The organism is Actinoallomurus iriomotensis, assembly GCF_030269445.1.
GTDB lineage: Bacteria > Actinomycetota > Actinomycetes > Streptosporangiales > Streptosporangiaceae > Actinoallomurus > Actinoallomurus iriomotensis.
Genome location: NZ_BSTJ01000001.1, coordinates 1,740,207 through 1,754,644 on the forward strand (window position 1 = coordinate 1,740,207; position 14,438 = coordinate 1,754,644).

The 14,438-nt window shown below is 70.3% G+C and carries 13 protein-coding genes; 1 reads left to right on the forward strand and 12 read right to left on the reverse strand.

Going from position 1 to position 14,438, the window contains the following annotated elements; genetic code table 11:
- Positions 1–240: 240 nt before the first annotated feature.
- Positions 241–924, forward strand: a complete 684-nt coding sequence (locus tag QSK37_RS08290) for a cysteine hydrolase family protein (RefSeq protein ID WP_285618681.1) — start codon at positions 241–243, stop codon at positions 922–924.
- A gap of 24 nt (positions 925–948) precedes the next feature.
- On the opposite strand, the gene QSK37_RS08295 is transcribed toward QSK37_RS08290, so the two are convergent.
- The 12 genes from QSK37_RS08295 to QSK37_RS08350 all read right to left on the reverse strand — a co-directional run bounded on the left by QSK37_RS08295 (position 949) and on the right by QSK37_RS08350 (position 14,402).
- On the reverse strand, positions 949–1,707 hold the full coding sequence (locus QSK37_RS08295) for a uracil-DNA glycosylase (protein ID WP_285618683.1): 759 nt from the start codon (positions 1,705–1,707) through the stop codon (positions 949–951).
- 84 nt (positions 1,708–1,791) lie between these two features.
- The gene (locus tag QSK37_RS08300) at positions 1,792–2,823 is read right to left on the reverse strand and encodes a Ppx/GppA phosphatase family protein (RefSeq protein ID WP_285618684.1); all 1,032 of its coding nucleotides are present in this window, start codon (positions 2,821–2,823) and stop codon (positions 1,792–1,794) included.
- The gene (locus tag QSK37_RS08305; RefSeq protein WP_285618686.1) at positions 2,820–3,419 is read right to left on the reverse strand and encodes a DUF501 domain-containing protein; all 600 of its coding nucleotides are present in this window, start codon (positions 3,417–3,419) and stop codon (positions 2,820–2,822) included. Before QSK37_RS08305 ends, QSK37_RS08300 begins: the two co-directional genes overlap by 4 nt.
- Before the next feature lie 84 nt (positions 3,420–3,503).
- Positions 3,504–3,935 carry an FtsB family cell division protein gene (locus QSK37_RS08310; RefSeq protein ID WP_285571135.1) on the reverse strand — a complete coding sequence of 144 codons (432 nt, stop codon included), beginning with the start codon at positions 3,933–3,935 and terminating at the stop codon, positions 3,504–3,506.
- Positions 3,936–3,941: 6 nt separating this feature from the next.
- On the reverse strand, positions 3,942–5,222 hold the full coding sequence (gene eno, locus QSK37_RS08315; RefSeq protein ID WP_285618687.1) for a phosphopyruvate hydratase: 1,281 nt from the start codon (positions 5,220–5,222) through the stop codon (positions 3,942–3,944).
- A 112-nt stretch (positions 5,223–5,334) separates the two neighbouring features.
- On the reverse strand, positions 5,335–5,766 hold the full coding sequence (locus tag QSK37_RS08320; protein WP_285618689.1) for an RrF2 family transcriptional regulator: 432 nt from the start codon (positions 5,764–5,766) through the stop codon (positions 5,335–5,337).
- Positions 5,767–5,771: 5 nt separating this feature from the next.
- Positions 5,772–6,731, reverse strand: coding sequence for a sulfate/molybdate ABC transporter ATP-binding protein (locus QSK37_RS08325; RefSeq protein ID WP_285618691.1), 960 nt, complete (start codon positions 6,729–6,731; stop codon positions 5,772–5,774).
- Positions 6,731–7,552, reverse strand: coding sequence for a sulfate ABC transporter permease subunit (locus tag QSK37_RS08330; protein WP_285618693.1), 822 nt, complete (start codon positions 7,550–7,552; stop codon positions 6,731–6,733). The genes QSK37_RS08325 and QSK37_RS08330 overlap by 1 nt, the downstream gene beginning before the upstream one ends.
- Positions 7,545–8,408, reverse strand: coding sequence for a sulfate ABC transporter permease subunit CysT (gene cysT / locus QSK37_RS08335; RefSeq protein ID WP_285618695.1), 864 nt, complete (start codon positions 8,406–8,408; stop codon positions 7,545–7,547). Before cysT ends, QSK37_RS08330 begins: the two co-directional genes overlap by 8 nt.
- A 4-nt stretch (positions 8,409–8,412) precedes the next feature.
- Positions 8,413–9,426: a sulfate ABC transporter substrate-binding protein gene (locus tag QSK37_RS08340; RefSeq protein WP_285618697.1), complete on the reverse strand. Its 1,014-nt coding sequence runs from the start codon at positions 9,424–9,426 to the stop codon at positions 8,413–8,415.
- A gap of 197 nt (positions 9,427–9,623) precedes the next feature.
- Positions 9,624–12,065 (reverse strand): transglycosylase domain-containing protein, encoded by a 2,442-nt coding sequence (locus QSK37_RS08345; RefSeq protein ID WP_285618699.1) that lies wholly within the window; start codon positions 12,063–12,065, stop codon positions 9,624–9,626.
- Between the two features lie 126 nt (positions 12,066–12,191).
- Positions 12,192–14,402 carry a transglycosylase domain-containing protein gene (locus QSK37_RS08350; RefSeq protein ID WP_285618702.1) on the reverse strand — a complete coding sequence of 737 codons (2,211 nt, stop codon included), beginning with the start codon at positions 14,400–14,402 and terminating at the stop codon, positions 12,192–12,194.
- Between the last annotated feature and the right edge of the window lie 36 nt (positions 14,403–14,438).

Below are 14,438 nucleotides of genomic sequence, written 5' to 3' on the forward strand. Positions count from 1 at the left end.
AAATTCGACCGTGAGCTTGTGAAAACTTTCACGAGCTCTGCCTTCACGGTACTCCGCGCGAGGGCGCCTGGGCAGAGGGGGTCCTGTGAAACGAGTCACCCTCGAACCGCAGGACCCGCGCGGGCGTCATAGAGGGAGGAAGCGATCAGTGAGCGACGGGCAGGGCGCGCGTCCAGGGGAAGCGGGGGCTTTCCTGGCCACCGCCCTGCCCTTCGCGTACGGGGGGAATCGGGGGAAGTCTTGCCGCCGGACACCGAGGTACGACAGCACCAGTGGTGGATCGATCCCCGCGAGTACGCCCGGCACGAGGCTCGCCGGGGCCGCAGGTTCGCGTTCACGCACCTCGTTCCGGCGCGCACCGCGCTGGTGGTGATCGACATGGTGCCGTTCTTCGTGTCCGAGAACCCCTACTGCCGTGGCATCGTGCCCAACATCGGCCGCCTCGCCGACGCCCTCCGGACGGCGGGCGGGACGGTCGCCTGGGTGCTGCCCGCGGCCGGGGAACGGACGCAGGTGCGCGATGAGTTCTTCGGTCCGGAGGTGGCCGAGACCTATCGCACCTCCGGCGGAACGGGCCCTCTCCCCCGGCGGCTGTGGCCCGAGCTGACGCCCGGTCCCGGCGACGTACTGGTCGAGAAGACCACGGCCAGCGCCTTCTTCCCCGGCCACTGCCCGCTTCCAGAACTGCTGGTGGAACGCGCGGTCGACACCGTACTGATCAGCGGCACCGTCACCAATGTGTGCTGCGAGTCCTCGGCCCGCGACGCCGCCGCCCTCGGGCTCCGGGTCATCATGGTCGCGGACGCGAACGCGGCACGACGCGACCAGGACCACAACGCCACGTTGTACACCGTCTACCGATCCTTCGGAGACGTGCGCCCGACCTCCGACCTCCTCGACCTGGTCCGGCCGCACACCCCGTAGCCGCGCTGCCTGCCGTCCGCGGGCTCAGCGCCCTTCGGGTCCCGGCAGGCCGGCGTACGTGCGGGCGCGGGTCAGGACCGTGTCCAGCATCGTCTCGGTGACGCGGCCCGTGAAGGTGTTCTGCTGGCTCGGGTGGTAGCAGCCGATCAGCAGGGTCGTTCCGCCGGCCGGGGACGTGAGTTCGACCTCCGCCCCGTGGCCGAACGCCGGACGCCGGGCCGGCGTGGCGTAGCCCGCCTCCTTGAGGGCCGGCCACAGCGCCTGCCAGCCGTACCCGCCCAGGACGACGATCGCCCGGACGTCGCCCGCGACGAAACCGAGCTCCTTGACCAGCCACGGAGCGCACGTGGCGCGTTCGTCCGGCGTCGGCTTGTTGGCCGGGGGCGCGCAGCGCACCGGCGCGACGACGCGGGCGCCGAGCAGCCGCTGGCCGTCATCCGCGTGCGTGCTGGTCGCCTGGGCCGCCAGGCCGACCCTGTACAGGGACGCGAACAGCCAGTCGCCGCTCCGGTCGCCGGTGAAGATCCGGCCCGTACGGTTTCCGCCGTGGGCGGCCGGGGCCAGGCCGACGATCAGGACGCGCGGGGACGGGTCACCCCAGCCCGGGACGGGTCGGCCCCAGTACTCCTCGTCCGCGTACGCGCGGCGGCGTTCGACGGCGACCTGTTCGCGCCACGCGACCAGGCGGGGGCAGGCCCGGCAGACCGACTGCCGGGCCACCAACTCGTCCAGAGACGACGCCTCGGCGGCGAGCGAGCGGACGGACGCGGCGTCGGTGGCCACGGGAGTGTCCGCCCGCGCCGGGTCGCCCGGCCACCCCGTCCCAGGCGGTACGAACGGCGCGTTCACGCTACTGCCCACGTCGGCTCAGACCAGGGACCAGGCGATGCCGTCCAGGATGTCGTGCTCGCTCACGACCACGTCGTTGAAGCCGTACTCCCGCATGATCCGGTCGAGGATCAGCGCGCCGGCGCCGATGACGTCGACCCGGCCCGGGTGCATGACGCCGATCGCGGCGCGCTCGTCGTGGGTCGAGTGCAGCAGCATGCGGGTCACGTCGTGGACCTGACGGACCTTCAGCCGCGACAGGTGGATGCGCTCGGAGTCGTACTCCGGAAGGTCCAGGGCGATGCCGGCGACGGTCGTCACCGAACCCGCGAGCCCGACGAGCGTGCGGGCGCGGTCGACCGGCACCGGCGGGACGAGCGGCGGTGCCGGCGGAGGCAGCGGCGCGCCGCCACCCGTCTCCGCCAGGGCCGCCTCGCCGGCCAGGGCGGCGGCCTCGTCGCGGGTGCTCTCCCCCGTGCGTACGGCGGCGAGGGCCGCGTCGATGTCGGCGACGGCCGCCGCGAGCTGTTCGGGCGACGGCGGATCGGAGCGCAGGTGGCGTTCGGTCATGCGGACGCAGCCGATGTCGACCGAACGCGACGCCTCGACCTCGGTGGTGCCGAGGACGAACTCGGTCGAGCCGCCGCCGATGTCCACGACGAGGTACGGGCGCATGGGACGCAGAGCGGCCAGGTCCTTGGTCGCGCCCGTGAAGGAGAGCTGCGCCTCCTGCTCGCCGCTGATCACCTCCGGCTCGACGCCGAAGATCTCGACGACGCCCCGGACGAAGTCGTCACGGTTGGCGGCGTCACGGGTGGCGCTGGTGGCCACGACCCGTACGCGCTCGGCGCCGTGCCCGGCGATGAGCTTGGCGTAACCGCGCATCGCGGTGAAGGTGCGTTCGAGCGCCTCCGGCGCGAGCCGTCCGGTCCGGTCGACGCCCTGGCCGAGCCGGACGATCTCCATCCGGCGTTCGATCTCCACCAGCTCGTCGCCGGAGATGTCGGCGATGAGGAGGCGGACGGAGTTGGTGCCGCAGTCGACGGCGGCGACGCGGGTCGCGGCGCTCATTCGCTCGGCTCCCGGTGGGGCGCGCTGTCTTCGGTGCTCATCGCACCAGCGATCATGACACTTTCCTGACTTGGTTGACAGGTGGTCTGTGAAGTCTGTTCGACATTGACACAACTCCCGGCTCGCCACCAGTCCGGGAGCTCGCGGAGGGCTTCGGCGCCGAAGGGGTTCGCCCCCGGCACCGCGAGCTCGTGCGCGACCAGCGCGTGCAGGCATTTGACCCGGGTCGGCATACCGCCGGCGCTCTGCGTTCCCGCTGGTAGCGGCGGGGTCCCTTCGGCGCGCGCGGCGGCGTCGCGGCGCGTCAGGTAGTCGTCGTGGGCGGCGGCGTACGAGGCGGCCAGCTCCGGGTCGGAGGCCAGCCGGTCCGTCATCTCCCTCATCATCCCGCTCGCCTCGAGGGTGCCGATGGCCGAGGCCGCTTTCGGACACGTGAGGTAGTACAGCGTGGGAAACGGCGTGCCGTCGGCCAGCCGCGGCGCGGTCTCCACCACGTCGGGCAACCCGCAGGGGCAACGATGGGCCACCGCCCGCAGCCCGCGCGGCTCGCGGCCGAGCTGAGCCGCGACGGCCGCCGCGTCGCGTTGGTCGATCACCGGTTTCCCTTCGAGCCTTGCGTACCTGCCGGGCGAGCCGAGCGTCCGCCGGACGAGCCGAGCGTCGCTTGCAAGGTTATGCGCTCAGCGGTGCTGATCCGCCGCGTCGACCGAACGCCACAGGGTGACGTACCACGGCGGCGTCGGCGCCGGCGTCTTGCGCGCGGCGCTCTTGCCACCGCCGTCGTCACCGCCGACGACGACGTAGCACTTGGCGCCGGGATCGCACATGTGCAGGCGGGTCCGGGCCTCACGCCGTACGTAGGACTCGTCGCCGAGCCGCTTCTTCTGCGCCTCGAGCTGTTCGACCTGTTGCTGCGCCTGCCGCTGCTGGACGCGGAGCTGGGCGATCTCGCGACGCTGCGCGATGTACTCCCGGACCGGGTAGGCCAGGCTCAGTGCGATCGCGCAGGCCACCACGGCCAGGATCGCGGCGCGCCCCGTGAGGTGGGCGCGCCGCAGCTCCTTGGCGTCGGCCGCGTCGGAGTCCGGCGACCTGCGCTTCGCCTCGGCCACGGTCGCCTACGACCAGCGGAACCGCGGGAAGGCGGCGGCGCCGGCGTAACGGGCGGCGTCGTCGAGCAGCTCCTCGATGCGGAGCAGCTGGTTGTACTTGGCCACCCGGTCGCTGCGCGCGGGCGCGCCGGTCTTGATCTGGCCGCAGTTGGTCGCGACGGCCAGGTCGGCGATCGTGGTGTCCTCGGTCTCGCCGGAACGGTGGCTCATCATGCAGCGGAAACCGTTGTTGTGGGCGAGCGCCACGGCGTCGAGCGTCTCGGTGAGCGTGCCGATCTGGTTCACCTTGACCAGCAGCGCGTTGGCCGAGCCGGCGTCGATGCCGCGCTGGAGCCGCTCGGGGTTGGTGACGAACAGGTCGTCGCCCACGACCTGCACCCTGTCGCCCACGGCGTCGGTGAGGGCCTTCCAGCCCGCCCAGTCCTCCTCCGACAGCGGGTCCTCGATGGAGACCAGCGGGTACGCGTCGAGCAGCTCGCCGTAGTAGGCGGCCATCTCCTCGGCCGAGCGCTTGGCGCCCTCGAAGTCGTAGACGCCGTCGGTGTGGAACTCGGTCGCGGCCACGTCGAGCGCGAGCGCGATGTCGGTGCCCGGACGGAAGCCGGCGCTCTTGATCGCCTCCAGGATGAGGTCGAGGGCGTCGCGGTTGCTCGGCAGCTCAGGGGCGAAGCCGCCCTCGTCGCCGAGGCCGGTGGCCAGGCCGCGCCCCTTGAGCACCGACTTGAGCGCGTGGTAGGTCTCCGCGCCCCAGCGGACGGCGTCGCGGAAGGTCGGCGCGCCGATCGGAGCGATCATGAACTCCTGGATGTCGACGTTGGTGTCCGCGTGCGCGCCGCCGTTGAGGATGTTCATCATCGGCACCGGCAGCAGGTGCGCGTTCGGACCGCCGACGTAGCGGAACAGCGGCAGGTCGGCCGTCCTGGCCGCCGCCTTGGCGACCGCCAGGCTCACACCGAGAATGGCGTTGGCCCCCAGCCGGGACTTGTCGGGCGTGCCGTCGAGGTCGATCAGCTTCTGGTCGATGATGCGCTGGTCGTCGGCGTCGTACCCCAGGAGCTCCGGCGCGATCTCGTCCTTCACGCCGAGAACGGCCCTCTCCACGCCCTTGCCGTTGTAGCGCTCACCGCCGTCGCGCAGCTCGACGGCCTCGAACTGGCCGGTCGAGGCTCCGCTCGGCACCGCGGCGCGAGCATCGCTGCCGTCGTCGAGCAGAACCTCGACCTCGACGGTGGGGTTACCACGGGAGTCGAGGATCTCCCGAGCCTGGACGACGTCGATCGACGACACTTGATCTCCTTGTGATCACTACGAGACGTTTCGGTCCCCGAGCCTAGCCGCCTTGGGGAGGGGGGCGTTGCAACGCCACCCCCGTTTCCGTGTCCGGGCCGGTCCTGAGCCCTCAGCCGGTGAGGTCACGGACATGGGGCGGCAGGTTACCCGTGACGACGTCGGCGAGGGTCACCTGATCGACGATGTTCTGCACCGCGGTGTCGGCGGCCATCCACACCTGTCGCAGATGGGTCGCCGTGCCTTCGTAGGAGGCGTTGGCGGCCGGCTCGCCGCGGATGTCGGTGAGCGAGCCGTCGACCGTTCGGATGACCTCGCCGACGGAGATGTCGGTGGCCGGCCGGGTCAGCCGGTAGCCGCGCTCCGGGCCGCGCTGGGTGACGATGAGGTCGGCACCGCGCAGTTCGCCCAGAATGGTCTTCAGGAAGGACAGCGGCATCCCCTCTCCCGCCGCCAGCGCACTGGCGGTGACGGTCGCGGGATCGGCGGCGGCCAGGGCGAGTACGGCCCGGAGCGCGTAGTCGGTACGTGCGGTGATGTGCACAGGCGTCAGACGACGGCGAGGGTCCGAGCGTCGGGGCCGGGCCGGACGTGGACGGTCTCACCCGGCGCCAGCCGAAGCCGTTCGGCCAGTCCCCGGGTGACCTGGGCCCACGCGTCCTGATCCCCGAGTCTCATCTCCACCCGGACCTCGAAGCCCAGGCGGACCACGCGTTCGACCGTCGCCTCGGCGCTGCCCGGCTCGGGTTCGGCGGTCAGCTCGATGTCGTGCGGGCGGACCAGGCGGCCGTCCAGCTCGGTCACCGGGCCGAGGAAGCGCATCACGAACTCGTTGGCCGGGTTGTCGTACACCTCATGCGGGCTGCCGGACTGCTCCACCCGGCCGCCGGCCAGCACCACGATGGTGTCGGCGACCTCGATCGCCTCCTCCTGGTCGTGGGTGACGAACACGGTCGTGACGTGCACGTCGTCGTGGAGCCGGCGCAGCCAGGCCCGCAGCTCCTTGCGGACCTGGGCGTCCAGCGCCCCGAACGGCTCGTCCAGCAACAGCACCTCGGGCTCGACCGCCAGCGCCCTCGCCAGCGCCATCCGCTGCCGCTGACCGCCGGACAGCTGCGCCGGATACCGCTTGGCGAACTGGTCGAGATGGACGAGCTCCAGCAGCTCGTGCACCCGCTTGTGGATCTCGTTCTTGGGGCGTTTGCGGATCTGCAGGCCGAACGCGATGTTGTCGAAGACGGTCATGTGCTTGAACGCCGCGTAGTGCTGGAACACGAAGCCGACGTTGCGCCGCTGCGGAGCCAGCCGGGTGACGTCGGCGCCGGCGATCAGCACGGTCCCCGAGTCCGGCTGCTCGAGCCCGGCGATCACCCGCAGCAGCGTCGACTTGCCACCGCCGGAGGGACCGAGCAGCGCGGTGAGTGAGCCGGAGGGGACCTCCACCGACACGTCCTGCAGGACCGAGGTGGCGCCGAACGCCTTGTTGATGTGACGGGCCTCGATGGCCATCAGTCAGCCTTTCGCTGGAGCAGTTTGATGACGAGCAGGCTGACGATGGCGATCAGCGCGAGCGCGGTGGCGGCGGCGAACGCGGCGGGCTGCTCGAAGTTCTGGAAGCGTTCCTCGACGTACAGCGTGAGGGTCTGGGTCTGGCCGACCAGGCGGCCCGACACGACCGCGACCGCGCCGTACTCGCCGAGGGCCCGTGCCAGGCAGAGCACGATGCCGTAGGCCAGGGCCGAGCGGATGCCGGGGACGGTGATGCGCCGGAAGGTCTGCCACCGGCCCGCGCCCAGCGTCTGGGCGGCCTGTTCCTGCTCGTCGCCCATCTCCTCCAGGACCGGGACGACGGCGCGCACGACCAGCGGCAGCGCCACGAACACGGTGGCCAGGACCATGCCGGGCGTGGAGAAAATGATCTTAATGCCGTGGTCTTCCAGCCAGCCGCCGAACGAGGAGAACCTCCCGTACACCAGGATCAGCGCCAGGCCGACCACGACCGGGGAGACCGCCAGCGGCAGGTCGATCACCGCGTTGAGGATCCGCTTGCCGGGGAAGCGGTGGCGGACCAGCAGGATCGCGGTGCCGACTCCGAAGACGGTGTTCAGCGCGACCGCCCACAACGCGACGATGAACGTCACCTGGAAGGCGTGCAGTGCCTCGTGGGTGGTGAGCGCGTCGAAGAACGGGCCGAGCCCGTGCTGGAAGGTCTTCCAGCCGATCAGCACCACTGGCAGGACCAGCAGGAACAGCAGGTAGGCCAGCACGACGACCCGCAGCACGTACTTGCTCACAACCGACGGCCCCGTGACGCCTGAGCGCTCAGCCACGACGCGACCCCCACCTCTGCACCAGGTCCAGGGTCACCAGGACCACGAAGGCGACGACCAGCAGGGCGGTCGAGACGGCGGCCGCCGAGGCGGTGTTGTCGTTCTCGATCTGCCCGAAGATCTGCACCGCGGCCACCTGCGTCTTGAAGGGCAGGTTGCCGGAGATCAGCACGGTGGAGCCGAACTCGGCGATCGACCGGGTGAAGGCCAGCGCGGTCCCGGAGACCATCGCGGGCAGCAGGTTGGGCAGGATGATCCGCCGGAAGATGGTCCAGTTGCCGGCGCCCAGGGACGCCGCCGCCTGTTCCATGTCCCGGTCGAGTTCGAGGAGGACCGGCTGGACGGTGCGCACGACGAACGGCAGCGTGACGAACAGCAGCGCCACCGCCACGCCGACCCTCGTGTACGCCAGGTTGATGCCGAGCGGGCTGTCCGCTCCGTACAGCTCCAGCAGCACCAGCCCGGCGACGATCGTCGGCAGCGCGAACGGCAGGTCGATGAGGGTGTCCAGCACGGCCTTGCCGGGGAAGGAGTCGCGTACGAGCACCCAGGCGATCAGCGTGCCCATCACCAGGTTGATCAGGGCCACGATGATCGAGGCGACGACGGTCAGCTTCAACGCCGCCCAGGCGTCCGGGGTGGTGACCGACTTCCAGAAGAAGCCCGGCCCGTGCTCCGCCGACTTCCAGAGGACGGCGGCCAGCGGGATCAGCACGATCAGGCTGAGAAAGATCATCGCCGAGCCCAGGCCCAGGGCCGTCGGCGCGCCGGGCGGCCTGCGCCGCGCGACGGGCCGCACCGGGCCCGGCGGAGTGCCGAGCCCGGTGGAGTCCGTTTCCAGGATCTTGGAGGTCAAGAGGTCACTTCCCGGTCGAGACGCCGAGGCTCTTCTCGATGCCGGTCACGATGCCCTTCTGCGGGTCGAAGAACTCCGTGGTGACCTTGTCCCAGCCGCCCAGATCGTTGATGGTGAACAGGCCGGTCGGCTTCGGGAACTTGTCGGCTCCCGCCACTCCCGAGACCGTCGGCCGGTAGCCGTTCTTGACCCAGATCGCCTGGCCCGCCGGGCTGTAGAGATAGTCCACGAACGCCTTGGCCTCGGCCGGGTGGGCGCTGTTCTTGGTCACCGCGATCGGGTTCTCGATGAGGATCGTGGAGGCCGGGACCGTGTAGTCGACCGGCTGGCCCTTCTGCTGCGCGAAGATCGCCTCGTTCTCGTAGGTGATGACCGCGTCGCCCTTGCCGCCGACGAAGGTCTGCAGCGCCTTGCGGCCGCTGTCGTCCTGCACCGGGACGTTCTTCAGCAGACTCTGGAGGTAGGCCACTCCGGCGGGCTTGTTGGCGCCCTTGTTCGACGCGGCGCCGTAACCGGCCAGGATGTTCCAGCGCGCCCCGCCCGAGGTGGACGGGTTGGGGGTGATCACCTGGATGCCGGGCTTGATGAGGTCCGGCCAGTCCTTGAGGTTCTTCGGGTTGCCCTTGCGGGTGGTGATGGTGACCACCGAGTCGGTGATGAACCCGTGCTGCGGGTTGCTGTTCCAGTCGGAGGCGACCAGCCCGGCCTTCACCAGCCGGGTGACGTCCGGCTCCAGTGAGAAGTCGACGACGTCGGCCTTGAGCCCGGACGCGACCGCCCGGCTCTGGTCGCCGGAGGCGCCGTAGGACTGGGTGAAGGTGATGTTCTTGCCGGCGGGTGTCTTCTGGAAAGCCTTGATGAGCTGCTGGAACGCTGCCTGCGGAGTGGAGTAGGCCACCAGGGCCAGCTGCACCTTCTTACCGCCGCCGCTCCCGGATGAGTCGCTTCCGCAGGCCGCGAGGGACATGCTGACGCCCAGTGCCGCCACCGCGGCGATGGTTCTTCTGCTGTGACCCATCGTCCTTTGCTCCATATTTCCGATCAATTTGGTAAGAAAAGTAGACCAGCGGGCGTTGTCGTAGTCAACTGATCCGATAGGCCATACCGGGAACGATTGGATAACGCCACAGGTCGTGCGGCACTCCGCCGACGGCTACCGTGACCGCCGCTCTGTGGAACTCCGAGAGCGCCTGAGCCTCTCTTACCGGCCGATCGTCAGCCGTTGCCCGTACGGACGGCCTGACCGGACTCGCCGGCGAGGCGGGCGAAGGGCGTGTTGCCGGCGGTGTCGCCGATCGGCGGGAACGTCGGGGGCGGGATGGTCGGCGGGCCGCCCGTGGGCGGGCCACCGGGGGGATTGCCGGGCGGGCGCGGAACGCTCGGCGCCCCCCGGCTGAGGTGAATGACGACCGTCGTGCCCGGTTCGACGCGGGCGCCGCCGCCCGGGCTCTGGCTCGCCACGGTGCCCCGCGAGTACCCCGAGGACACGCTGGACCCCGTCACCACGCCGAAGCCGGCCGCCGCCAGCCTCGACCGCGCCGCCGAGGCGCTCAGGCCGACCACGCTCGGCACCGAGACGAGGTCCTCGCCCGAACCCTCCCGGTAGTACTCGCTCGGCGGGCTGTGGAAGTCGTGCGCCGGCACGCCCCTCAGCGCGCCCAGCATCGTCTCCCGCCAGATCGGCGCCGGGATGTCCGAGCCGAACACCTCGCCGTAGCAGCGCCCGGCCAGGCACACGTTGCGCAGCGGGTGGGCGTAGCCTCCGCGCGGGTCGCCGACCCAGACGGCGCTCGCCAGGTCCGGCGTGTAGCCGGCGAACCAGGCCGAGGAGTAGTCGTCGACCGTGCCGGTCTTGCCGGCCGCCGGGCGGCCGATGCCCATGCCAGCCGCGGTGCCCTGCGTGAGCACGCCGCGCAGCACGTGGTTGACGCCGTCGGCGACGCCCTTGCGGATGGCCTGGCGGCACTTGGCGCTGGGGACCTTGAGCTCGCGGCCGTTCGCATTGGTGATCTTGGACAGCACGATCGGCTCGCAGTAGCGGCCGCGGGCGGCGAACGCCGCGTACGCCGCCGCGAGCCGTAGCGGCGAGACCGTGTTGGCGCCGAGGGTGAAGGAGGCGACCTGTTCGAGCGGCTTGCCGTCGGCGCGGCGCATGCCGAGGCGTTCGGCCATCTTCACCGTGTCGCAGAGCCCGACCTGCTTCTCCAGGTTGAGGAAGAAGGTGTTGACCGAGTTCCACGTGCCGGTGACCAGGCTGAACGACCGGCCGCCCTCGCCGTCGGCGGCGTTGCTCAGCGACGTGCTCGACCCGGCGTACTTGCCGTCGCAGGCGCGCAGGCCGGTGGGCGCGTAGTGCTCGGGCGCGTACAGGCGGTGGCCGAAGGCCATGCCCTGGTCGAGGGCGGCGGCGAGCGTGAACACCTTGAACGTCGAACCCGCCTGCATGCCCAGGCTCGTGCCGTGGTCGCCGTCGGCGGCGAAGTTGACCCAGGTCTTGCCGACCTTCTCCGACGGGCCGAGCGCACGGTCGACGGCCATCGCCTTGACCGCGCCGGTGCCGGGCTGGACCAGGACCTCCGCGGACGCCTTGTGGCTGGAGTTCTTCTGCGGCACGTAGTGGTCCACCGCGCGCTGGGCGGCCCGCTGCATCTTCGAGTCCAGAGTGGTGCGGATGGTCAGGCCGCCGCGCTGCAGGAGCAGCTTCCGCGCGTCGGCGGTCGACCCGAAGATCGGATTGGTGAGGATCTCCCGCTGGACGTAATCGCAGAAGAAGGGCGCCGAGCTCTCCACGCAGCCGTTCGGCGTGGAGGTGACGTGGAGGTCCAGCGGCGCGCTCTCGGCGTCCGAGGCGTCCGCCTTGCTCACCCAGTGGAGCTGGGCCATCCGCGCCAGCACCGTGTCGCGGCGCTCGACGGCCGTCTTGGGGTACACCGTCGGGTCGTAGGCAAAGGGATAGCGCACCACGCCGGCCAGCAGAGCCGCCTGCGGCAGCGTGAGCGTCGCGGCGGACCGGCCGAAGTAGTGCCGCGCGGCGGCTTCGACGCCGTACGCGCCGTCGCCGAAGTAGGCGATGTTGAGGTACCGCTCCAGGATCTGGTCCTTGGTGTAGCGCTTCTCCATCGCGACCGCCATGCGCAGCTCGCGCACCTTGCGGGCCGGAGTGGTGGCGACGGCCGAGTCGCGCTCCTCACTGTTGGACGCCGTCTCCAGCAGCAGGTTCTTGACGTACTGCTGGGTGATGCCCGAGCCGCCCTGGGTGACCTGACCGGCCGCGATGTTGCTCGCCAGGGCGCGGATGGTGCCCTTGATGTCAAGGCCGCCGTGCTCGTAGAAGCGGTTGTCCTCGATCGCGACGATCGCCTTGCGCATGACGGGGGCGACCTTGTTCAGCGGTACGTCGACCCGGTTCTCGTAGTAGAAGGTGGCGATCTTGGAACCGTCGGAGGCGAGGATGACGGATCGCTGCGGCACCGGCGGCGTGCTGAGGTCGGCGGGCACCGACTGGAACCAGTTCGCGCCGTCGCGGGCGCTCACTCCGAGCATGCCGAGGGTGGAGAACGCGATCAGGGCCGCCAGCACACCGGCGACCACCCCCGTGCCTGCGAGGCGGCAGACGATGCGGAGGGTTCGATGTTGCGGGGCCACCCCTGACGACACCCGGACAGAGTACGTCGAAAGTAGTCTTCGTGGATCTCGCGGACCTAACAAAAATTCCCGCTAAAGGCGGTCCGCCACCTCAAAGCACGCTTAACTGCGCTTTTGTCGCACTGTCCCTTAATGGAATTACGGTCGCCAGGCCTGGAGGAGCCAGTCGAGGAACGGCGACCCATCGGCCGGTTCGTCGCCGTGTCCCGGTTCGTCGCCGTGTCCCGGCTTGTCGCCGGCCTTGGCATCTCCCTTCTCCTTGTCCTTCTTGTCCTTGTCCTCCTCTTCCTCGCCGCTCCCCTTGCGGAAGAAGCCGCCGCTGGGCGCGCTGAACGCGTGCTCGGGCACACCCTGCAACGCCTCGGTCATCGTGTCGCGCCAGATGGGCGCCGGGACGTCCGCGCCGTACACCTGCGCGAAGCAGCCCTCGCCGAGGCAGACGTCACGCAGCGGGTGCTTGTAGCCGCCGCGCGGGTCCCCCACCCAGACGGCGCTCGCCATGTCGGGCGTGTACCCGGCGAACCAGGCGGAGGAGAAGTTGTCCACCGTACCGGTCTTGCCCGCCGCCGGACGGCCGATCTCGTTGCCCTTGGCCGTGCCCTTGGTCAGCACTCCGCCGAGCACATGGTTGACCGCGTCGGCGACGTCACTGTCGACCGCCTGGTGGCAGCCGGCGCTCGGAACCCTCACCGGCCCCTTCGGCGAACTGATGCTCGTGATGGCGATCGGCGAGCAGTACCGGCCGCGCGCGCCGAACGCCGCGTACGCCGCCGCCAGCCGTACCGGCGAGACGGTGTTGAAGCCGAGCGTGAAGGACGGGTACTGCTCGAGCTTGCCGCCGGTGGCCTTGCGCATGCCGAGCCGGGTGGCCATCTTGTACGTCTCGCACAGGCCGACCTTGCGTTCGAGTTCGAGGAAGAACGTGTTCACCGAGTGCCAGGTGCCGGTGACCAGCGTGAAGTCATGGCCGCCCTCGCCGTCGCCGGCGTTGCCGAGCGCGGTCGAGTCGCCGACACGGTTACCGGCGCAGTCGTGGAAGCCGGTCGGCACGAACTCCTTGGGCGCGAACAGCTTGTCGCCGAACGCCATGTCCTGGCGAAGCGCCTCGGCCAACGTGAACACCTTGAACGTCGAACCCGCCTGCATGCCGAGGCTGGAGCCGTGGTCGGAGTCGGCCGCGAGGTTCACCCACATCATGCCGCGCTTGCTGCTGTCACCGAGCTTGCGGTCGATCGCCATCGCGGTGATCTCCCCCGTGCCCGGCCGGACGAGGACCTCGGCGGCGGCCTTGCCGGAGGAGTTCTTCGGCGGCACGTGCCGGTTCACCGCGTGCTGGGCGGCCTTCTGCATCTTGGGTTCGAGCGTGGTGTGAATCTCCAGCCCGCCGCGTTGCAGCAGCGCCCGCCGCTGCCGCAGACTCTTGCCGAAGACCGGGTTGCCCAGGATCTCCCTCTGCACGTAGTCGCAGAAGAACGGCGCCGAACTGGTCACGCAGCCGTTCGGCGTTTTGGTGATTTTGAGTTTGACCGGCTGGACGCGGGCGGCCGCGGCGTCCGCCGGCGTGATCACCTTGAGCTGGAGCATGCGGTTCAGCACGAGGTCGCGTCGTTGCCGGCCGCGTTTGGGGTGCAGGTGGGGGTTGTAGGTCGTCGGGGAGCGCACGATCCCGGCGAGCATCGCGGCCTGGGCGAGCGTGAGGTCCGCGGCGTGCACGCCGAAGTAGTGCCGGGCCGCCGCCTCGACCCCGTACGCGCCGTCGCCGAAGTAGGCGATGTTGAGGTACTTCTCCAGGATCTGGTCCTTGGTGAACCTCTTCTCCAGCCCCACCGCGTAGCGGAGTTCGCGCAGCTTGCGGCCGGCGGTCGGCTCCAGCGCGCTCCGGCGTTCCTGCGCGTTGTCGGCCATCTCCGCGAGGGCGTTCTTGATGTACTGCTGGCTGAGCGTCGACCCGCCCTGGATGACCTCACCGGCCTGCAGGTTGGTGATCACCGCGCGCACGGTGCCCTTGACGTCGAGCGCGCCGTGCTCGTAGAAGCGGCTGTCCTCGATCGCCACGATCGCCTTGCGCATGATCGGGGCGACCTGGGCGAACGGCACCTCGACGCGGTTCTCGTAGTAGAAGGTGGCGAGTTTGCTGCCGTCGGCCGCGAGGATCACCGAGCTCTGCGGCAGCGCCGGAGTCACCAGGTCGGCGGGCAGCTTCTGGAACCCACGGTCGGCCGCGCGCACGCTCAGCCCGCCCATCAGCGCGTACGGGAGCAGCAGCGCCGCGGTCAGCATGCCCGCGATGAAGCCGACGGTCGCCAGATCGCGGAGCCTGGCGAGCGTATCTCCCGTTTTCGCCCCCACAATCCGCGGTCATCCCCACACGCGCGGTAACCGGAA